Annotated in this window: 15 protein-coding genes; 4 read left to right on the top strand and 11 right to left on the bottom strand. The window is 57.4% G+C overall.

Annotation, left to right across the window (positions count from 1 at the left end):
- Positions 1 to 19 precede the first annotated feature (19 nt).
- Complete coding sequence (gene spo0A / locus ADH66_RS04045) at positions 20 to 787, top strand: sporulation transcription factor Spo0A (protein ID WP_066535400.1); 768 nt, start codon at positions 20 to 22, stop codon at positions 785 to 787.
- Between the two features lie 272 nt (positions 788 to 1,059).
- Here spo0A and ADH66_RS04040 read toward each other — a convergent pair whose 3' ends face one another.
- Positions 1,060 to 3,675, bottom strand: coding sequence for a cation-translocating P-type ATPase (locus ADH66_RS04040; protein ID WP_066535405.1), 2,616 nt, complete (start codon positions 3,673 to 3,675; stop codon positions 1,060 to 1,062).
- 127 nt (positions 3,676 to 3,802) lie between these two features.
- Between ADH66_RS04040 and ADH66_RS04035 the strand changes: the two genes are divergently transcribed.
- On the top strand, positions 3,803 to 4,345 hold the full coding sequence (locus ADH66_RS04035) for a phosphatase PAP2 family protein (RefSeq protein WP_066535408.1): 543 nt from the start codon (positions 3,803 to 3,805) through the stop codon (positions 4,343 to 4,345).
- A gap of 65 nt (positions 4,346 to 4,410) precedes the next feature.
- On the opposite strand, the gene ADH66_RS04030 is transcribed toward ADH66_RS04035, so the two are convergent.
- Positions 4,411 to 8,856 carry an InlB B-repeat-containing protein gene (locus tag ADH66_RS04030; protein WP_162288745.1) on the bottom strand — a complete coding sequence of 1,482 codons (4,446 nt, stop codon included), beginning with the start codon at positions 8,854 to 8,856 and terminating at the stop codon, positions 4,411 to 4,413.
- A 206-nt stretch (positions 8,857 to 9,062) separates the two neighbouring features.
- On the opposite strand from ADH66_RS04030, the gene ADH66_RS04025 reads away from it, so the two are divergent.
- Complete coding sequence (locus ADH66_RS04025) at positions 9,063 to 9,926, top strand: EamA family transporter (RefSeq protein ID WP_066535412.1); 864 nt, start codon at positions 9,063 to 9,065, stop codon at positions 9,924 to 9,926.
- A gap of 88 nt (positions 9,927 to 10,014) precedes the next feature.
- On the opposite strand, the gene ADH66_RS04020 is transcribed toward ADH66_RS04025, so the two are convergent.
- The 7 genes from ADH66_RS04020 to ADH66_RS03990 all read right to left on the bottom strand — a co-directional run bounded on the left by ADH66_RS04020 (position 10,015) and on the right by ADH66_RS03990 (position 16,682).
- On the bottom strand, positions 10,015 to 10,482 hold the full coding sequence (locus tag ADH66_RS04020) for a hypothetical protein (protein WP_066535414.1): 468 nt from the start codon (positions 10,480 to 10,482) through the stop codon (positions 10,015 to 10,017).
- A gap of 18 nt (positions 10,483 to 10,500) precedes the next feature.
- Positions 10,501 to 13,044, bottom strand: a complete 2,544-nt coding sequence (locus ADH66_RS04015) for a hybrid sensor histidine kinase/response regulator (RefSeq protein WP_236757181.1) — start codon at positions 13,042 to 13,044, stop codon at positions 10,501 to 10,503.
- A 116-nt stretch (positions 13,045 to 13,160) separates the two neighbouring features.
- A complete protein-coding gene (locus ADH66_RS04010; protein ID WP_066535417.1) occupies positions 13,161 to 14,699 on the bottom strand; it encodes an ATP-binding cassette domain-containing protein in 1,539 nt (512 codons plus the stop codon).
- A 246-nt stretch (positions 14,700 to 14,945) separates the two neighbouring features.
- Positions 14,946 to 15,155: a type II toxin-antitoxin system HicB family antitoxin gene (locus tag ADH66_RS04005; RefSeq protein ID WP_066535419.1), complete on the bottom strand. Its 210-nt coding sequence runs from the start codon at positions 15,153 to 15,155 to the stop codon at positions 14,946 to 14,948.
- A 600-nt stretch (positions 15,156 to 15,755) separates the two neighbouring features.
- Positions 15,756 to 15,923 carry a helix-turn-helix domain-containing protein gene (locus tag ADH66_RS04000; RefSeq protein ID WP_207653028.1) on the bottom strand — a complete coding sequence of 56 codons (168 nt, stop codon included), beginning with the start codon at positions 15,921 to 15,923 and terminating at the stop codon, positions 15,756 to 15,758.
- 70 nt (positions 15,924 to 15,993) lie between these two features.
- The gene (locus ADH66_RS03995) at positions 15,994 to 16,254 is read right to left on the bottom strand and encodes a helix-turn-helix domain-containing protein (protein ID WP_066535422.1); all 261 of its coding nucleotides are present in this window, start codon (positions 16,252 to 16,254) and stop codon (positions 15,994 to 15,996) included.
- Positions 16,255 to 16,451: 197 nt separating this feature from the next.
- Complete coding sequence (locus tag ADH66_RS03990; protein ID WP_066535426.1) at positions 16,452 to 16,682, bottom strand: helix-turn-helix domain-containing protein; 231 nt, start codon at positions 16,680 to 16,682, stop codon at positions 16,452 to 16,454.
- A 109-nt stretch (positions 16,683 to 16,791) separates the two neighbouring features.
- On the opposite strand from ADH66_RS03990, the gene ADH66_RS03985 reads away from it, so the two are divergent.
- On the top strand, positions 16,792 to 17,004 hold the full coding sequence (locus tag ADH66_RS03985) for a helix-turn-helix domain-containing protein (protein WP_066535430.1): 213 nt from the start codon (positions 16,792 to 16,794) through the stop codon (positions 17,002 to 17,004).
- Here the strand turns inward: ADH66_RS03985 and recD2 are convergent.
- Together recD2 and ADH66_RS03975 are read right to left on the bottom strand one after the other, a co-directional pair.
- Complete coding sequence (gene recD2 / locus ADH66_RS03980) at positions 17,001 to 19,226, bottom strand: SF1B family DNA helicase RecD2 (protein ID WP_066535433.1); 2,226 nt, start codon at positions 19,224 to 19,226, stop codon at positions 17,001 to 17,003. The two genes, ADH66_RS03985 and recD2, sit on opposite strands and share 4 nt — an antisense overlap.
- 15 nt (positions 19,227 to 19,241) lie before the next feature.
- On the bottom strand, positions 19,242 to 19,574 hold the full coding sequence (locus ADH66_RS03975; protein ID WP_088364367.1) for a hypothetical protein: 333 nt from the start codon (positions 19,572 to 19,574) through the stop codon (positions 19,242 to 19,244).
- Positions 19,575 to 19,583 lie beyond the last annotated feature (9 nt).

Genomic DNA, 19,583 nt, shown 5'->3' with positions numbered 1-19,583 from the left:
TTTATTAAGGAGGTTTCCAATGGATAAACAAGTAAAGGTTCTTATCAGCGGGGAAGCCAGCGAATGGCCCCGCCCTGCGCTGGAAAAGCTGGAAAACCAGGGGGGCACGGCGGTGTTCGAGCAGCGGGACGGCACAAAGCTCCTCTCCCGCCTCCGCCAGGAGCGGCCCCAGGCAGTCATTATGGATATGTTCATGCCCGGCCTGGACGCCCTGGGTGTCATGCAGGCCCTCTCGTCAGAGGGCGGCGACCGGCCCTTATGCATCGTCTCGGCCTCGTACACCACCCCCATTTTGGAGCGGGAGGTCCTGTCTGCGGGGGCGGCGTACTTTGCCATTGCCCCCTTCGACAAGAGCGCCATGGTGGACCGCATACTCTCCCTTATTTCCACCAGGGGCCGCCATTTCGAGACCGAGCCCAGCGACCCCCAGCTGCGGGTTCAGGTGACGGAGATACTGCACCAGATAGGGGTGCCCGCCCATATCAAGGGCTACCATTACCTTCGGGACTCCATCATCATGGCCATAGAGGACCCGGAGATAATCAATGCTGTCACAAAGCAGCTCTACCCCAGCGTGGCAAAGGCCTATAACACCACCAGCTCCCGGGTGGAGCGGGCCATACGCCACGCCATCGAGGTGGCCTGGGACCGGGGGGACGTGGATGTGCTGAACTCCTACTTCGGCTACACCATACATAACACCCGGGGCAAGCCCACCAACAGTGAGTTTATCGCCATGATCTCCGACAAGCTCTGCCTTGAACCCAGCTTCGGCCAGCACGCCTGAACCTTCAGAGCTGACAAGTTAGCGGCTTGTCAGCTACGGTTCGACTTTCTTTGACCCGATGACAGGATTATAGCACTGTAAAGCTGTAGAATTTGTCGAAAGGTGGGGATACTGTACTTTTTCTTGTAAAAAAACTTTGAACAAGCGCAACATTTGGAGTTCGCCGCATTTTTTAGCAGGGCCCCTTTCGGGGCTCTGTTTTTTCTGCAAGGTATATGGCTTTACATAAAAGCCCCTCGGCTTCACACCGAAGGGCTTTCATAAACTGTCCCCTACTTTCTCCGCCGGCCCGCCTTGGCCAGCAGCTTCTCCCCCTCCACAATCACCAGCGGGCACAGGGACAGCCCGCCCACTACAGCCCACTGTAAAGGCGTAAGCATTGCCGTCCTGAACACCGCCGACAAGGGCGGGAAAACTATCACGCTCACCATCAGAAAGGCGCAGATAATACAGGCAGTATTCAGCTTCCCGTTCCCGAACAGCCCCAGCTCCAGCACAGAGCCCTGGGAGCGCATATTGAAGCTGTGCACCAGCTGGGACAGGCTCAACACCGCAAAGGCCATGGTCCGGCCTATTATGGGCTCCATGGGATCGATGTCGAACCAGGCCCGGCCCGCGCTGTAGGCCAGAAGCGCCAGCGCCCCCACAAGGCAGCCCTCCAAAGCTATAGACAGGCCCATGCCCCCGGAGAATATGCTCTCATCCCTCTTGTGGGGCGGCTCCTCCATTACCTCCCGGGATATAGGCTCTACCCCCAGGGCCAGTGCGGGTAAAGAATCCGTCACAAGGTTAACCCATAATAGCTGGATAGCCAGAAGCGGAGCCGGAGCCCGCAGCAGAAACGCCGCGAAGACCACCAGTATCTCCCCGATATTACATGAAAGGAGAAAATGCACCGTTCGCCGGATGTTCCTGTATATTCCCCTGCCCTCCCTGACGGCGGAGACAATGGTGGAGAAGTTGTCGTCGGTGAGCACCATGTCCGCCGCGGACTTGGCCACCTCGGTGCCGCCCCGGCCCATGGCGCAGCCGATGTCTGCGGCCTTCAGGGCCGGCGCGTCGTTCACCCCGTCCCCGGTCATGGCCACCGTCATGCCACGGCGCTGATATGCCTTCACAAGCTTCACCTTATGCTCCGGCGACACCCGGGCAAACACCCGGCAGCTGTCTATCTTCGCCGCCAGCTCCCCCTCTGAGAGCCGGTCCAGCTCCGGGCCGGTTATGGCGAAGCTATTCTCCTCCGCAATGCCTATGCGCCGGGCTATAGCAAGGGCGGTGCCCGCGTGGTCGCCGGTTATCATCACCGGGATTATCCCCGCCCGCTTACACTCTAAGACAGCGGCCCGAGCCTCCCTTCTGGGCGGGTCCTCCATGCCGATAAGCCCGCAGAAGATGAGTCCGCTCTCTATCTCCCTGTCGTCCCCCGGCAGACGCTCTACGTCCCTATAGGCCGCCGCCAGCACTCTAAGGCCCTTACCCGCCAGCTCCGAGTTGTCGGCCATAAGCTTTGCCTTTCCGCTGCCTGAAAGGGGCGCGACGCCGTGGCCCCTCAGCTGCTGGGTGCACCTTGCTATCAGTACGTCCGGGGCCCCTTTTGCAATTATACGGTAGCCGTTCCCGGTCTTGTGCACGGTGGTCATGAGCTTTCTCTTTGAAGTGAAGGGTATCTCCCCCACCCGGGGATATGACTCCTCAAGGGCTGACTTCCGGCTCTGGCAGGCCCTTAAAAAGGCCGCCTCAGTGGGGTCGCCGCTGCCGTCGGGCTCGCAGTTATTGCACAGGGTACAGAGCTCCAGGCAGAATTGGGCGTTGCCGCCCTCTACCGGCTCGGACCCAAAGGCCCCGGTAAAGGCCGTGACGGTCATCTTGTTCTGGGTAAGGGTACCGGTTTTGTCGGAGCATATCACCTGGGTGCTGCCAAGAGTCTCCACGGCGGGCATATGCCGTATGATGGCCCGCTTTGCCGCCATGCGTTTCACGCCCATGGCCAGCACTATGGTCACCACCGCCGTCAGTCCCTCTGGTATGGCGGCCACCCCAAGGCTTATAGCTATCATGAACATCTCCAGGGGCTCCACCCGCTGCAAAAGCCCCAGGGCGAATATCACCCCGCAGATGATAATGACCCCCAGCCCCAGCACCTTTCCCGTCTGGGCCAGCCGCTTTTGCAGCGGGGTCTCCGGGGCGGTCTCCTGCTCTAAAAGTCCCGCTATATGGCCCATGGCCGTGTCCATCCCTGTGGACTCCACCACTCCAACCCCGGCCCCGGAGGACACCCCCGTGCCCGAAAAGACCATGTTCCTGCGTTCGGCCAGGGGAGCGTCCTTGGGACACACCGCCAAAGCGTCCTTCTCCACGGGCACGGACTCCCCGGTAAGGGCCGACTCCTCCGCCATCAGCTCCACCGAGCGCAAAAGCCGCAGGTCCGCGGGCACCAGGTCTCCTGTGCGCAGGAGCACCACGTCCCCGGGCACCAGTTCCGCGCTGTCTATGGTCAGCTTCTTCCCCGCCCGGAGGACCCTGGCCTTCGGGGAGCTGAGCTTTTTCAGCGCGTCTATTGCCCTGTCGGCCCGAAGCTCCTGGACCGTGCCGATAACGGCGTTAATTATCACTATGGACAGTATGATTATGGGGTCCAGAAAATCCGCGTCCCCCTGCATGGCCGAGGCCCAGAAGGACACCCCGGCGCTTATAAGCAGTATCAGCACCATAAAGTCCTTGAACTGCCCCAGAAAGCGCATGAGCACGCTCTGGCGGCGTGCCGTGCGCAGCTGGTTCTTTCCGTGCTTTGCAAGGCGGCGGGCGGCCTCGGCTGGCGTAAGGCCCCGGTCGGGGTCCGAGGAGAGGGCCGCCAGGGCCTCCTGGACTGTGGCATTGTGGAGCGGCATGAGATTACCCCCAGATGATGGATTTGGTATTCCATATATATTCCCGCTCCCGCCCCGATATGTATTGCAATCCTTTTGGAGTTCTGGTAGAATAATTAAATACACTCTCAATAAAGGAGCTGTCCCAATGAATCCGTTTGACAAGACCCTTATGGACTTGATACAGACACACTGTCATAACACCGTCACAGACGCTGTTTTCCCCGTTGTCACCTATCTGGGGGAGAGCGGCATTTTCTGGATACTGCTCTCCCTTTTGCTGATACTGCTGGGCAAAAAGCAGGGCTGGCGCGGGACCGGCATAATCATGCTCTCGGCCATGCTCCTGGGGCTGCTTATAGGCGAGGTCACATTAAAGAACCTCGTCTGCCGCCCCCGCCCCTTCCAGCTTATCTCCAGCGATATCCGTCTGCTCATACCCTTCCCCAGCGGTTATTCCTTCCCCTCAGGGCACAGCTGCGCCTCCTTCGCGGCGGCCACAGCCATATTCCTGCGGGATAAGCGCTGGGGCGGTTTGGCCCTTGCCCTTGCTGCGCTGATAGCCTTCTCCCGGGTGTTTCTCTTTGTGCACTACCCCACGGACGTGCTGGCCGGGGCGGCACTTGGGGTGCTCTGCGCCATAGGGGCGGCATTTGTGTACAGCCGCTGTATGCGGCGGAAAAAGGTCTAAACTCCTTTATGCGCAGAAGAGCCCTGCCCGTCTTTCGACCGGGCAGGGCTCTTTTCTTTATTATGCTACTCCTTAGTACAGAACCGCATTATCATGGCGCTGGCCTGTGCCCTGGTGGCGGGATCCCTGGGATTCAGGCTGCCGTCACTGCCAACGACAATCCCCTCCGCAGCCGCCCAGCGCAGGGCGGTTACGGCATAGCCGGAGACGGCCTGCGAGTCCTTAAAGTCAAGGGCCGCGTCAGGGAACACGGGGGACCCCGCGTATCTCCATATCATCGCCGCCAGCTGCTCCCTGGTGATCAGGTCGCCCGGGGCAAATCGTGTATCACTGTAGCCGCTCACCACCCCGGTGCACCTGGCCCAGGCCACGGCGCCGGCGTACCAGGCCTCTTCAGGCACATCCTTAAAGCCGCTGCTGCCGGACACTACGGGCCTCCCCGCCAGGTTATAGAGTATCTGCGTAAGCTGGGCCCTGGTAAGGTAATCGTTCGGCCCAAAGCGGCTGGCGGTATAGCCGGTCATCAGCCCGTTCTCAAGGCAGTAATGCACTCCGTCATGGTACCAGGCCCCTGTATCCACATCCTTATAGGCCCCTGCCGGACAGCTTTCGTCCCTGGGGCAGCCCGGTTCAGGGGGCTTTGGAACCTGCTCGAACACAGCCTTAATACTGTGGGCTCCCCGCACATTTGCAAAGGTATAGCCGGACAGCGGCCCCATGCTCTCGCCGTCCACCAGCACGTCGGCTATCTGATAGCCCTCCTCCGGCGTGACCGTCAAGGTCAGGTCCCTAAATATCACCACCCGGATATTGCCGCTGGGGGAAATGCTGCCGCCCTCCCCCGCCGAAGCGGTAACAATATAGCTGACCGTGCCGGAGGAACCGCTGGGCGGCGGTGACGGTGAAGGTGAAGGTGAAGGTGAAGGTGAAGGTTCCGCCTTCGTATAGCTGATAGCATACACCGAGAATTTCTGAGTGAAAACGTGGATAAAACCGTTTTCCCGGTCCAAGGTAAATGTGCCGTCTGTACCGCTGCTGCTCTCTGCGAAGCTCTCCACAACACTCTCATGCTGCCTAAATATGGCAATCTCGCTCTTGCCGCTGAAATCAAAGGGGACCTTAACCTCTATTATATTTGAGGTGTTGGATATAGGAGACGTGGCTCCCTCCACCTCCTTCGTTATGCCTATATCCAGATATTCCAGAGTCGCCTTGTCAGGCGCTTTTTCTTTAATCTTTTGCGCTTCCTCCGAAAGCTCTGTCTCCTCTTTCTTCTCCACCGTCATGGTAATCTTCACGCTTGAAGCATCTGGGTTTTCCTTTTTGAGCTCCTCCACTTCATCGCCCAGACCGTTCACATTTACCTTTGGCGTGCCGTCGCCAATAACGTCAACTTTATGGCTCGCCTCCGGGTCGATTGGCTCGGGCTCCTCTACCTTCGTCCACTTGGCGTACAGCGTAGTGTCCGCCGCCACCGTGTCCGTCTCAAAGTCCCAGGCGTTGGTGCACTCCGCCTCCTTGTACCAGCCGCCGAAGGTGTAGCCGGTTTCAGTTGGCGCTTGGGGAGCGGATATTTTGCTGCCGCTTACCACGTCCGTCACAGGACTCACCGCAACGCCGTGGCCGTTCATGTTGAAGCTCACCGTGTACCTCTCCGGCTCTACCACAACCTCCGTCCACTTGGCATACAGGGTCGTGTTGTCCGTTACCACGTCAGTATCAAAGTCCCAGGCGTTGGCGCACTCCGCCTCCTTGTACCAGCCGCCGAAATCGTAGCCCTCCTTGGTGGGATTGGCCGGAGCCATGGCCTTTTCCTTGTATTGTACCGTCTGTAAAGCAATGTCGCTTCCGCCCTGTGAATCAAAGCTCAGCGTGTAGCTGCTTATCGTCCACTTAGCGTACAGTATCTGGCTCTTTGCTACCGTATCCGTGTCAAAATCCCACTTTTGCCCTTCGCTGCACGCCGCGTCCCTGTACCACCCGCCGAAGGTGTAGCCGGTCGCGGTGGGTATAGGCTGTGATATTTTGTCGCCTTTTGCCAGTTGGGTTTTGGCGGCCGGCGCGCTTCCGTGACCGTTGGCATTAAACTGTATCCTATAGATTTTCCCACTTGTCAGATTAGAGTATTTGGCGTAGACTTTTGTATCATCTTTTATTATAGGCTGCTCAAAGTCGAACAGAGTTGTGCCGGTCGACGATGTATACCATCCTATAAACTTATATGTTTCCTCCGCCGCTTCCGGCCCCGCGGGCTCGCTTATCCTTTCGCCATGCTCCACAGCAACCGCTTCCGGCATTGCCGCACCGGCAGCACTTGTGGCCAAAATAAATGTCACAGTATATTTACTGGTGGTCCACTTGGCGTAAAGGGTCATATCCCCCTTCACCTTATCATCAGTAAAATTCCACGGTTTACCGCTGAAATCCGGGGTGCTGTACCAGCCGCCGAAGTCATAGCCGGTCTTTTTAGGGTCGGTAGGTTCCGTACAGCTTTCCCCATACTTTACCGTTTTGGGGTTAGGGGTTATGGTAACTGTACCGCCGTTTTTCTCAAATGTCACTTTATATTCATTTATAGTCCACTGGGCGTAAATCACCTTATCTTCTTTTATTCCTGTTGTAAAAGAGAACTTGCTCCCGCCGGATTTCGCTGTATACCACCCCTTAAAGGTGTGACCCTCTCTGGTCGGATCCTCCGGCTGCACAGCCGGCTTATTATACGCCACCTCTTGTTCACTGATAATACTATCCTCGTAATCTTTAAAGGTCACCCTGTAATATATCGTTGGCTCCCACTTTGCGTAAAGCGTAATCGCCTGCGTCACAGTGTCATTATCAAAATCCCACGGAGCTGTGGCACACTCCGGGTCCCTGCACCACCCGGCAACCTCATACCCGGTATTTACCGGCTCGGGAACCAGCTCGCTTGTAATCAAGCTGTTTTCATATACCTCTACCGTCTTCGCTGATGAGCTGGACCCGATTTTGCCGCCATTCAGATTGAAGGTGACTGTGGTTTTCCACTTGGCATAAACCGTAACGTCCCTTTTTACCTTGGTGACATCAGCAGCAGTTGAACTGCCAAACTTCCATTCAGCTTCCTTGCCGTTTTCGTCTATATACCACCACCCGGCAAACGTGTAGCCGCCCCTTGTCGAAGATGGCTTTGTTTGAATCGTGCCGTCATAACTCACTAACTTAGGATTTTCAGAGGTAATCCCGCTGCCGCCCCTTGAATCGAAGGTCACGGTGTACTTTATTGGGGTCCATTTAGCGTAAATAGTTATGTCCTTCTGGACTTTCGCGGTTTCAAACTCATACTCGGTGCTGCCTGTCGAAGTCGTGACCCAGCCGACGAACGTATAGCCCTCCCTAACAGGATCCTCCGGCCGTGTGACAAACTGGTCCCGGGACACCTGCTGCGCCTCGACCGGGCTTCCGCCCTGGGTGTCAAAGGTCACCTTGTAAACATCGCCTATCCACTTGGCGTAAAGCGTAATATTATCCGTCACAACGTCAGTCTCAAAGTTCCACGCCTCTCCTGTACACTCCGCATTTCTGTACCAGCCGTCGAAACTATAGCCGGTCTTCGTAGGTGTCTTTGGCGTACATTTACTGCCATACTCTATAGTTTGGGTCGTAACGCTTGTGCCGCCCTGTGAATTGAAAGTTACCTTATACTTATTGGGGGTCCACTTAGCATATAAAGTCATGTCATTTGCAGGTGTCTTAGCAGTAGACGACCATTTATTGCCACTAGTAAATTCTGTGCTCTTATACCACCCATCAAATGTATAACCGTATCTTTCTGGCTTTTTGCTGATGGTGCTGTTGTATTCTATCTGTTCAGTCTCAATCTTTTCGTCATACTGTAAGTCAAAGGTCACCGTATAAGAGTTAATATCCCACTTAGCAAATAGATTAACTGTAGTGGAAGTTCCGCTCGGCCTAAACGGTTCCTCAAAGTTCCAGGGCTGATTATACCCTGTATCTGCATACCACCCCGCAAAGGTATAGCCATCTTTTGTTGGGGCCACAACGGGCGCTGACATTATTGAATCATAAGCCTGATTTTCTGCTTTTGTATATATAGTGCCTGATGTAGAATTGCTCATCCTATAATTGACCGTATACGTTTTCGGCGTCCACTTGGCATACAGTGTCATATTTCTCGTCACCGGGTCGCCGCCTGTGCCGACTTTCCACTTATTTTCACACTCCGGCTCAGTGTACCACTCGCCTGTCGTGAAGGTATACCCGGTCCTTTTTGGTGCAGTTGGCGCGGTAACTGTTTTGTTTTCTGTTACCGTTTTTACAGATGTTTCTTTAGCGGTAGTCCCCGTACCAAACATACCCCCATTGGCATGAAACGTCACCGTATATTGCGTCACCGCCCAAGCTCTAAGCGACAGCGTCTCCATGCCCGGCACGGCCATAATGAGCAGGCATAGCAGGGCGCACAGGCACCTTACGGGGGCGCGGCGCTGGATTTTACGTCCATATATCTTCATAATACCACATCTCTCTCCTGATAGTCCGAAAAGCAAATTGCAATATAGCTTACCAATATATATTATAGCAATTTGCCGCCCGGTGTCAACCCCCATAAAAAAGTTACCGCGCCCTTGCCGCCAGCCTGGCCGGCGGTTGACATTCTCCAAAGAATGTAATATTATCTATATTGTTTCTTTATTACATAATCCGAGGAGGAGGCATCATGTGGGTGATCTTTGCCTTTGGCTCGGCGTTCTTCGCCGGGGTCACGGCCCTTCTTGCCAAGTGCGGCATACGCAAAACGGACTCCACCGCCGCCACAGCCATACGCACAGTGGTGGTGCTGCTGTTCTCGTGGGTGATGGTGCTGCTGGCGGGCTCCTGGGGTGATATCGTGTCCATCAGGGGCGGGACCTGGCTGTTCCTTATATTGTCGGGCCTTGCCACGGGGGCCTCCTGGCTGTGCTATTTCAGGGCCTTACAGCTGGGGGACATAAACAAGGTAGTGCCCATTGACAAGTCCAGCATTGTGCTCACCCTCCTGCTGGCCTTTATCCTTCTCGGGGAAAGCGTCAGCCTTACAAAGGGCCTGGGCGTTGCGCTTATAGGCGCGGGCACCCTCCTGATGATAGAGAAGAAGGACGCGGCGCCGCCCCGGGCCGGCAGGGGCATAGGCTGGTTCTGGTATGCCCTTGGGTCGGCGGTGTTCGCGAGTCTTACCTCCCTTCTCGGCAAGGTGGGCATCTCCGGGGTAGAGTCGAACCTGGGCACGGCCATACGCACCGGGGTGGTGCTGCTTATGGCCTGGCTCATGGTGCTTATCGAGGGCAAGCTGCCTAAGCTCAGGGGAATCCCCCGCAGGGAGCTTATGTTTATCTGCCTTTCGGGCCTTGCCACGGGCGGGTCATGGCTGTGCTACTACAGGGCCCTCCAGGAGGGCCCTGCCAGCGTAGTGGTGCCCATCGACAAGCTGAGCATCTTAGTGACTGTGGCCTTCTCCTACTTCGTCCTCCACGAGAGACTTACAAAAAAAGCCGCCGCCGGCCTTTTCGCGGTGGTCCTGGGCACCCTTGTGATGCTGATATAATAAGCGCTCTTTTGAACCGCGTTAACTATATAAAAGACGCGCCGAAAAGCCGCAGTTAGCGGTTTTCCGGCGCGTTCTCTTTGTCTTTTTAAAGCGGCCGCAGCCCCTCGTAGAGCTCTTCAAAGGACTTCATCTCCCGGCACCGGCCAAAGGACAGCTCCTTATCCTCCCCGAAGGCCCCGAGCCAGCATTTGGCCATCTCCTCCACGGTGATCTCCAGGTGCTCCATGAACTGCCTGTACACGGCCCGGTACTCCGGGGTCCCCTCCTCATAGTGGGCAAGTATCAGGTCCTCTGTCAGCTGGTCCAGCGGGTACAGCTTCAGGTGCATAAGCTCGTGGCAGATGACCTCCTCCGGGTTCTCCTGCCGGGGGTTTTTGGCGTTCAGCATGATTATGGCCTTGCGGTCGGTTGTGTCAATTTTCAAGTCCCCGGTTTTCTTAAATCCCGGATCGTCAATAAGCTCCAGCCGCACGTCCCAGCTCTCGGTAAGCCTTAAAATTTTACGCCACTTCTCGAATATAGGCTCAAGTATTTCCGGTTTATATTCATACATGATTTTTCCCTCTGCTTTCTACTTTTTTCTTGCCGGCATATACCGCTCCAGCAGCATTGTTACGGCTTTCACGTCGATGGGCTTTGCCGAGTGGGCGTTCATCCCGCAGTCAAGGCACCTCTGCACGTCCTCGGGAAACGCGTCGGCGCTCATGGCGATTATGGCGACGGTCCCCGCGTCCGGCCTTGGAAGGGCACGTATGGCGGCGCTGGCCTCATACCCGGTCATCTCAGGCATTCTAAGGTCCATCAGTATGCCGTCGTACTCCCCGGGCCGTGAATTCTCGAACATCTCCACGCATATCCTGCCGTTCTCGGCTCTTACGAGCTCCATGCCCAGCTCCGAGAGCAGCTCCTCTGCTATCTCCCAGTTCAGGTCGTTGTCCTCGGCGATTATCACCCTGCGCCCCTCCAGGCTTCCGTCCTCCCCGGGCTCCTCCCCAAAGGGCTGTATCTCCTCCTGGCTCTCGCCCATGTAACCCAAGAGCCCATAGTACAGGGTGGACTTAAAGAGGGGCTTCGCTATCTCGCCGTCTATCCGGCAATCCTTGGCCGCCTCCTCCATATCGTCCTTGTCATAGGCCGAGGTCAGCAGGATGCGCGCGTCCTCCCCCGATATCTCCCTGAGCTTCTTTGCCACCTCGATCCCGTCGGCCCCGGGCATATGCCAGTCTATAAGATAGAGCCTATAGGCCTCCCTGCCGCCACGGCGCTTTTTTGCCATCTCTAGGGCTTCGCCCGGGTCGGTGGCCCAGTCGGCGTGGATGCCAAGGCTTCTAAGCGTCGCCACGGCGCTCATGCACAAGGTCTCGTCGTCGTCCACCACCAGCATGGGCCAGTTGGGCAGATGCATATCGCTTTCGGACACGGCGGCCTTCTCCATGTCCAGTATCACGTCCACCTCCGTGCCCTCGCCCACCTTGCTCTTCACCCTTATGGCCCCGCCCATGGCGTCCACTATATGCTTCGTGATGGCCATGCCCACTCCGGCCCCCTGGGCCTTATGGACCCTCGCGCTGTCCTCCCTTACAAAGGACTCGAAGATATGGGAGACGAACTCCTCGCTCATGCCCACGCCGTTGTCCTTCACCTGCAGGTGGGAGCGGATATACCTGTCCCCCTTTGGGGAGGGCGACTCATACAGGGTCACCTTGATGTTCCCCCCGTCGGGCGTAAACTTAATGGCGTTGGAGAGCAGATTGAGAAATATCTGGTTCAGCCTTACGCTGTCGCAGCAAACGTCCTCAACGCTGATATTGTCTATATACACATCAAAGCTCTGGCTCTTGAGCTTCACCTGCTGCTGGACTATGGCCACCAGCTCCTGCATGACCTCCCTTAAAGAGACCTGCTCCATGTTCAGGGTCATGCGGCCGCTGTCTATCTTCGCCATGTCCAGTATGTCGTTTATAAGCCCCAATAAATGCCGGCTGGAGGAGGTTATCTTCCCAAGGCACCTGGCCATCACCTCCGGGTCGCCGGTGTTGCTCCTGGCGATGGCCGTCATGCCCACTATGCCGTTTAAGGGCGTGCGGATATCGTGGCTCATGTTGGAGAGGAACTGGCTCTTTGCGCGGCTGGCCTCCTCTGCGGCCTCCCTGGCCTCCTCCAAATCACGGAGCTGCCGCCTGGTCGCTGCTATGTACCAGGCGAACACCATCATCAGCGTCAGAAGTATCACCGCGCAGCCGCCGAAGGCCGTGGACTTCCAGCTCTCTCCAAGGCCGGCGATGCCGTCGTTCACCGGGCCGTAGGAGGTGTTCAGCAGCAGGTACCAGTCCGACGCGGGCACCGGCCCGCAGTACACATGGCTGTCGTCGCCCGCCTCCGTGGCCACCGGGAAGGAAAATTCCCCGCCGCTTGCCATGGTCTGCTGAAGCTGGTCGGCTATCTCGTCGCCGCCCTCTGTGCCCCGCAGCCACTTCAAAAAGTCCGGGCCCTCTGACATATGGTAGCCCTGGGACCGGGCCACAAGGCCGCCCTCGGAGCGTACCACGGCCCAGGATTCCACCATCCCCGCGTCCAGCTCATGCTGCAAATTATGATCTATATAGCTGGCCCAGACCCCGGCCACCAGGCCCGCGCCGGTTTTCCCGTCCACGGTCATGCCCTCCGGGGCAGGGGCGGAGATGAGTATCACCCGGCCGTCCAGCTGGTCCAGGCCCATGTCTATGCGGTTCTCCCCGGCCTCCATATGGCTTTCAAGGCTCCCCATATCGTCGGGCACCAGCCTGCTGCCCAATATCGGGTACAGCGCCTCCTCCGGGGGCATATCCGGCTGGTACAGGGCCAGATAGTCAAACTCCCTTGCCCTGGCCGAGGCCCTGAGCTGCTCGGTGGTCATCCCCCGGCTCTCCTGGACCATATCGCTCACCTGGTCCACCCGCAGCCCAAAGGTAGCCCCCAGGTGCATGGTGACCTGGCGGCTCATGGAGGACATATAGCTCTCGCCTATATACCTTATAGCCTGGGCTCCCCTATCTTGCATATAGTCCGTCACTACGGAAAACACCACCACACACAGCGCCGCTACACCTATAAGGCTGAAAACCAGCCTCCGCATTGGCCTATGCTTCATCCTGCTCCCCTCTCTCCATATTCCGTCTGCGGGCAAAAAGCCGCCCGCAGGGATTCTCAGTATAATTATAAGATTCCCGCGGGCGTGTGTCAATATCATTTTTACTTTTTAAGAAGCCCTCGTTCGGTCAGCTCATACACCATGCCCCCCGCCTGCCCTATGAACCTGCGGTCATGAGAGACGCTGATGACGCACCCGCCGAAGCCCTCCACCATCCCCCGTATCACCGGCCCCGAAAGGGGGCTGAAGTTCCGGGTGGGCTCGTCAAGTATCAGCACGTTGCTGCCGGAAAGGATCATCCTGAGAAAAAAGAGCTTTGCCTTCTGCCCGCCGGAGAGCCCGTTTATGTTGTGGGCGCACTCCTCGGGGGTGTACTTCATGCTGCCAAGATAGGTCTTCGCCCGGGTAAGCGCGGCCTTCTCCCCGCTGCCGTCCGTCAGAAACTCCACCGGGGTCATATTCTGGTCCAGGGTCTCGGCGTAGCTCTGGGGCATATAAGCCGCTTTAAGGTCCCCGCGCCCCAGGAGCATTACGGCAATTTTCCGCAGGAGCGTGGTCTTGCCCGCGCCGTTTTTCCCTATTATGCAGATATGCTCCGGGCCCCGGACAGTAAGCTCAATATTTTCGGCCAGCAGCCTCCCGTCCTCTGTGCGCAGCTCCGGCAGGCTCAATTCCAGCACCGTCTTCCCGGCGGGTATACTTACCCCAGGGTCAAAGCCCGCCAGAAGGGCCTCCTCGCTGTCGGGAAACTCGGTCATGTCCCCCCGCTCCCGGTCATAGCGGTGCTCCATGGACTTCACGGACTTCATCTTCTTTTTCAGCAGCCGCGCTACCGCATCCCGCTCGGCATGGCTGATACTATCCATACGGTGCTGCACCTGCTGCTCCATTCTGCGTATTTTCTCCTGGCGTTTGCGGTCCTCCTCCCGCTCCTTTCGGGCCAGCTGCTCCTGCTTTCGGAAGCGGCCCAGCCGCTCCTCCACATACTGTCTGTAGCCACTTCGGGCCACGGTCCAGCGGGGCAGTGTCTTGCGCCGCAGCAGCTCCATATGCAGTATCACGTTGGCGGTGTTCTCCAGAAGGGCCTCGTCGTGGGAGATGTAGATCACGGGCTTTCCGCAGTCCAGAAGGAACCCCTCCAGCCACTCCAGGGTCTCCACGTCCAGGTCGTTGCTGGGCTCGTCCAGAAGGTACACGTCCGGCCTTTTAAGGGTCAGGAGCGCCATTCTAAGCTTCACCTTCTCCCCGCCGGACAGGGTCCCCACGGGCCTGTCGGTATAGAACAGCTCCACTGGTATCCCCAGCTTCCCCGCGGCGGCGGAGAGTTCGCCGGGGGAGCTCTCCAGAAACGCCGGCTCCCGGCAGCAGAACTCATACCCGGAGAGCGAGCCCTCCTTTGGGCCCACCTCCTGGGACAGGTACCCCAAGAGCAAGCCGTCCTTCATTATCTGCCCGCTCCATTCGGCGTAGCCCTCCACCATAGAAGCGTCGTAAATAAGCTTCAAAAGGGTGGACTTGCCGTCCCCCTCCTCGCCTATCACCGCCACCCTGTCCCCGGGGTTCAAAGCGAAGCTGAACCCGGAGAGCAGCGGCCGCAGGTCCTTTTTCATGCTGATGCAAAGGTCCTTTATCTGTAACAATGCGCATACCTCCAATCCCAAAGCCGGGCTGGACATATGCGCACAAAAACGCCCCGAAACGGGCGCAAACCAACAGAAAAAAGACGCGCAATAAGCCCAATACCCGGCAAAACACAGCCCCGGGTGTGCCCCGGCGCTTTACCTATGCCTGGTTTGATGAGCTTATTTCAACATCTTTTCAACTCCGTTCCTTTGATTCTATAAGGGTATGATAGCATGATTTTTGCACGCTGTCAAGGGGGAATTTTACGCGTACCTTAACCGCCCCTTGGGCTCGGGCACAGGCCGCCCCAACTCCAGGGCTGTTTCTATCCACTCGTTTATGACCCTCTCCGCATTCTTTACGGCCTCAAGCATGGTAGTTCCGTCGGCCATACACCCCGCAAGCTCCGGCACCTCCGCGATATACGCGTTGTCGTCCTCGCTCCAGTATAAGATGACTTCGTATCTATTCATACTCATGCCTTCCCGCCACAAGACTGGAGGTTGATGATGTCCTCAACACCCGGCTTGGTAAAGATAAAGTGGTCGCCGCGCACCCGGCGGTCAAACCCCAGCCAGTCCAGCATCAGGCAGAGGTCAATAAATTCAAAATTTCTGTCCTGCCGCCCTCAAAGCACAGCTTGAATCACCTTTTCACGCCGGCCCACTCTCTCAACCCCTTATTATTCAACCAAAACTATCTGTCTTTTTTTTACATGCTCTGACCTTCTAAAATTTGCTCCTTGACACCCCGCGAGTAAACTGCTATAATAAAAACAGGGCGAGACGCTGCGCAAGCGGTTGGCCCGGATTTATGGCAGCTTATATTTGTTCAAACCGTCACTTGGCCGAGTGGCGGTTTTCCTTTTTACCACTTTCGGTCTCCTTGCTCTTAGGTATCGACAGCTTCACAGAAACCGTGATTCCCCAGATATGGAACGTAATGGTAATAGGCATAGCACTCACCTCCCTCCTGACTAAAGTAGGGACGTGAAACACCTCCTTTCGGAGATGGGCCAAACCGCCTGCCGTTTGTAATGCAGCGCAACATTATACATAATGCTCCGGATTATGTCAAGATATATCCTTCTCCATCTCCTCCTCAATAAGCGCCACCAATTCGCTTGGCCGCATATCCAGCGCGTCGGCAATGCGCCAGATGGTGTAAAGGGTGGGTATCCTGCCACTGCGTTCAACCATACTCAAATGTGCCCGCTCCATCCCGGCAAGCCCGCTGAGCACTTCCTGGGTTTTTTGCGCTGTTTTCTCAGCCGCCGGATAACCTCAGCTATAGCCTCCGGTTTGTACTCCATCACTTTTCCCCTTCCCTAACCGAAGCGTCCGCCCTCTCCATTTCCTCCTCCATTAGCTTCACCAACTCATAGGGCTTCATATCTAAAGCCTCCGCCAGCCGCCAAAGTGTGGGCAGGGTCGGCAGCATATCGCCTGTTTCCACCATGCTCAGATGGGACCTGGCCATCACCGCCAGTCCGCTCAATACTTCCTGAGACTGTCCGCGCTCCTTGCGCAGTCTGCATATGACCGTAGCTACTGCCTTTCCTTTAAACTCCATGTCATCACTCCAAAAGGATTGCTAACATAGAGTGTACGTGAAAAAGAAAATTTTTAGTCTATGCCCCTAGACAAACGCGCGCCTATTTGATATACTTACTATTACGTGAAAAAACCACACAATAACCCAAAAGGAGACAAAATCCTGCTTAATTCACAAATCCAATTCTCCGAGACCCTCCGCGCCGTCCGATTACGTCACTCCTCCCCCTCCGGCGGCACAAACTCCAGCAGGTCGCCTATCCCGCACTGCATGACCGTGCATATCCTTGCCAGCACATCCACGTCAAGCCTTGTGACCGTGCCGTTGCAGTAGTGGTTCAGCTGTGTACGCTGAAGCTCCGCCCGGTGGCTGAGCTTGTTCTTGCTCATGCCGCTTTTCTCCAGCAATTCGGCCAGATGTATCTTTATTGTACCGTATTCGCCCATATATTTGCCCTTCTTAAAGTAAAATCACTTGACAAATATAGTATAGCCATGATACAATACTTATGCTAGTTCTAAGAAATTACAGAATATTTTTCAGAGGTGATATCTTATGTCCAACTTTCAACAGCCCTTCTTTCAGAATCTCCGCGCCATCCGCAAGTCCGCAAACCTGACCCAGGCGGATATGGCACAGGAGCTCTCCCTCACCCGCTCGGCCTACGCCTATTATGAGCTCGGGCGAGTCCAGCCCAGCCTCAACACCCTTGTGAAGATCTGCGGTATTCTCGGGGTATCCTCCGACTCCCTTTTGGGGCTCGGTTAAAGCTCCGCCGCGTTGTCCCGGGTCAGGAACTCCCGAAGCCCCGTGATGCGCTGGGTCTTGCGGTCGTTCTGCACCATCTCCCGCACCACTCCGCTTTCGCCCACCAGTATCAAAAGCTTCTTTGCCCTTGTCACCGCCGTGTAGAACAGGTTGCGGTAGCAGAGCTGCCTGGGCACCCTCATCACCGGGATTATCACCGCGTTGAACTCGTTGCCCTGGCTCTTGTGGACGGTGACGGCATAGGCGGGCTCCAGCTCCTCCCCGGCCTTTTCGAAGTCATATACCACCAGCCTGTCGTCTGTCCTCACCTCTATGGCCCCGCCGGGCTTGTCTATGCGGGTGATAACGCCCATATCGCCGTTATAGACCCCCTGGCCCTCAGAGCCGTCCTCCCTGCTCCAGGGCAGCTGGTAGTCGTTTCGCACCTGCATAACCTTGTCGCCCTCCCTGAAAAGCTGGCCGCTTATCTTCACCTGGGACTTGCCCTCCTTTGGGGGGTTCACCGTCTCCCGCAGGAGCTTATTTAGCTCCACCGTGCCCAGTTCCCCCTTTCTCGAGGGGCAGAGCACCTGTATGTCCTCAAAGGGCGAATAGCCGTAGCTTTTCGGCAGCCTTGTGCCGCAGAGGGCCGCCACCAGTTCCCGTGCCTGCTCCGGCCCGCCGCCGGGCAGGAAGAAGAAATCCCCGTCCCGCCGGCGCATTTCCGGCATCTCCCCGGCCACTATCCTGTGGGCGTTGGTGATGATAAGGCTCTCAAGGGACTGCCTGAACACCTCTTTCAGCTGCACCGTGGGGAACAGCCCCGCGGCTATCAGGTCCCCCAGCACGTTCCCGGCCCCCACCGACGGCAGCTGGTCGCTGTCCCCCACCAGTATCAGCCGGCAGCCTATGGGCAGAGCCCTTAAAACGCTCTCGAAAACATAGGCGTCCACCATGGACATCTCATCTATCACCAGGCACTCGCACTCCAGAGGATTGCGCTCGTTGCGGTTGAAGAAGGGCTGGTCCCGCTCGTCCCAGTCCACCTGTAACATACGGTGTATGGTCTTGGACTCCTCGCCGGTGAGCTCGCTCATGCGCTTTGCGGCCCGCCCTGTGGGCGCGGCCAACAGGACCCGCTCTCCGGCCTGTTTTAGTATGCGTATAATGGCGTTCAAGGTGGTGGTCTTTCCCGTGCCCGGCCCGCCGGTGAGTATCAGCACCCCCTGCTCCATGGCGGCCTTTATGGCCTCCCTCTGCTTGCCGGCATATTTTATGCCCTCGCGCTCCTCTATGGTCCCGATGTGCATGTCCGCCCCGGCGATGGCGTTGGCGGGGGCCCGGAGCATAGCCTTCATGCGCCCTGCTATGTACTGCTCGCACAGGTGCTGCTGCTGTAAAAACAGGTACTCCCGCCCGCCGAACACCTCCTGCATGAGCACAAAGCTCCCCCAGAGCTCCTCTACCGCGTCCCCGGCCAGCTCCGGGTCCACCCCCAAAAGCTTCGCCGCCACCTTTATGAGCGCGTCCCTTGGCACACATGTATGGCCGTTGTTCACGTTGTGCCTTATAACGTACACCACCCCGGCCTGTACCCGGCTCATATCGTCCTGTGGGCGCTCCATAGACTGGGCGATCTGGTCTGCGATCTGGAAGCCCAGTCCTATCTCCGGCGCGCACAGGCTGTAGGGGTCCTCCTGCACGCAGGAGATGGACTCGTCGCCGTACTTTTTCCAGACCAGCATGGAGACCTCCGGGGTTACGCCGAAGGCCCCAAGGTATACCATCAGTTCCCGCACGCCGTATATCCGCTTATACTCCTCGCTTATCTCCTTCGCCTTTTCCTCGGTTATGCCCTTTATCTGGGCGAGCCTTGTGGGGTCGTGCTCGATAACCTCCAGGGCGTTGGCCCCAAAGGTGTCGATAATGCGCCCGGCCAGTACCCGGCCAACGCCCTTCACCGCGCCGGAGGACAGGTATCTGAGCATCCCCTCCTCTGTAACCGGGCGGGCGTGCTCGAATATCTCTGCCCTAAACTGGCGGCCATAGCTCTGGTTCTGCTCCCAGCGGCCGTAGACCTTCAGTTCCTCACCGTCGCTGACCATGGGTATGGTCCCCACCACAGTGACCTCCTCCCGGTCCTCCCCGGCAAGGAGCACCAGCACGGTATACTGATTCTTTTCATTGCGGTACACCACGTGTTCCACCTGGCCGCATAGCTCCAAAAGGCCGCTTTCCTCCAAAGCTTTTCCCCTCCTTTACAGCCCCGCTCCCAGAAGCTTCTCCAGCTCCCCCGGGCCGCAGATTTCCAGCCCCCTGTATCGCTCCCTGAGCCGCAGCCCGATCTCCCTGCTCTCCGGGTCCTTCACAACGCAGACGAACCGGCAGTCCCCGCCTTGCAGCAGGCGCTCCCCCGCGCACCGCACCAGGCACTCGCAGTCCTCGGGGCCCTCGGGCAGCACCAGCACCACCGCCTGCCCCCGGCAGGCCTTTTCCGTTTTGGACATACGCCGGCCGCCGGCCCAGCGCCATATCTCCGCCGTGCCTATGGCCATAAGCAGCAGCCCCCCGAGCATAAGTACCACGTTCACAAACACCGC

Origin of the sequence: Acutalibacter muris, from assembly GCF_002201475.1 — a bacterium.
Classification (GTDB): domain Bacteria; phylum Bacillota; class Clostridia; order Oscillospirales; family Acutalibacteraceae; genus Acutalibacter; species Acutalibacter muris.
This window is presented reverse-complemented; position numbering and strand designations above follow the sequence as displayed.

Bases quoted from the DNA above. Each gene is read 5' to 3' on its own strand.
- spo0A (WP_066535400.1), top strand. From the start codon at position 20: ATGGATAAACAAGTAAAGGTTCTTATCAGCGGGGAAGCCAGCGAATGG.
- ADH66_RS04040 (WP_066535405.1), bottom strand. From the start codon at position 3,675: ATGCCGCTCCACAATGCCACAGTCCAGGAGGCCCTGGCGGCCCTCTCC.
- ADH66_RS04035 (WP_066535408.1), top strand. From the start codon at position 3,803: ATGAATCCGTTTGACAAGACCCTTATGGACTTGATACAGACACACTGT.
- ADH66_RS04030 (WP_162288745.1), bottom strand. From the start codon at position 8,856: ATGAAGATATATGGACGTAAAATCCAGCGCCGCGCCCCCGTAAGGTGC.
- ADH66_RS04025 (WP_066535412.1), top strand. From the start codon at position 9,063: ATGTGGGTGATCTTTGCCTTTGGCTCGGCGTTCTTCGCCGGGGTCACG.
- ADH66_RS04020 (WP_066535414.1), bottom strand. From the start codon at position 10,482: ATGTATGAATATAAACCGGAAATACTTGAGCCTATATTCGAGAAGTGG.
- ADH66_RS04015 (WP_236757181.1), bottom strand. From the start codon at position 13,044: ATGCGGAGGCTGGTTTTCAGCCTTATAGGTGTAGCGGCGCTGTGTGTG.
- ADH66_RS04005 (WP_066535419.1), bottom strand. From the start codon at position 15,155: ATGAATAGATACGAAGTCATCTTATACTGGAGCGAGGACGACAACGCG.
- ADH66_RS03995 (WP_066535422.1), bottom strand. From the start codon at position 16,254: ATGGAGTTTAAAGGAAAGGCAGTAGCTACGGTCATATGCAGACTGCGC.
- ADH66_RS03990 (WP_066535426.1), bottom strand. From the start codon at position 16,682: ATGGGCGAATACGGTACAATAAAGATACATCTGGCCGAATTGCTGGAG.
- ADH66_RS03985 (WP_066535430.1), top strand. From the start codon at position 16,792: ATGTCCAACTTTCAACAGCCCTTCTTTCAGAATCTCCGCGCCATCCGC.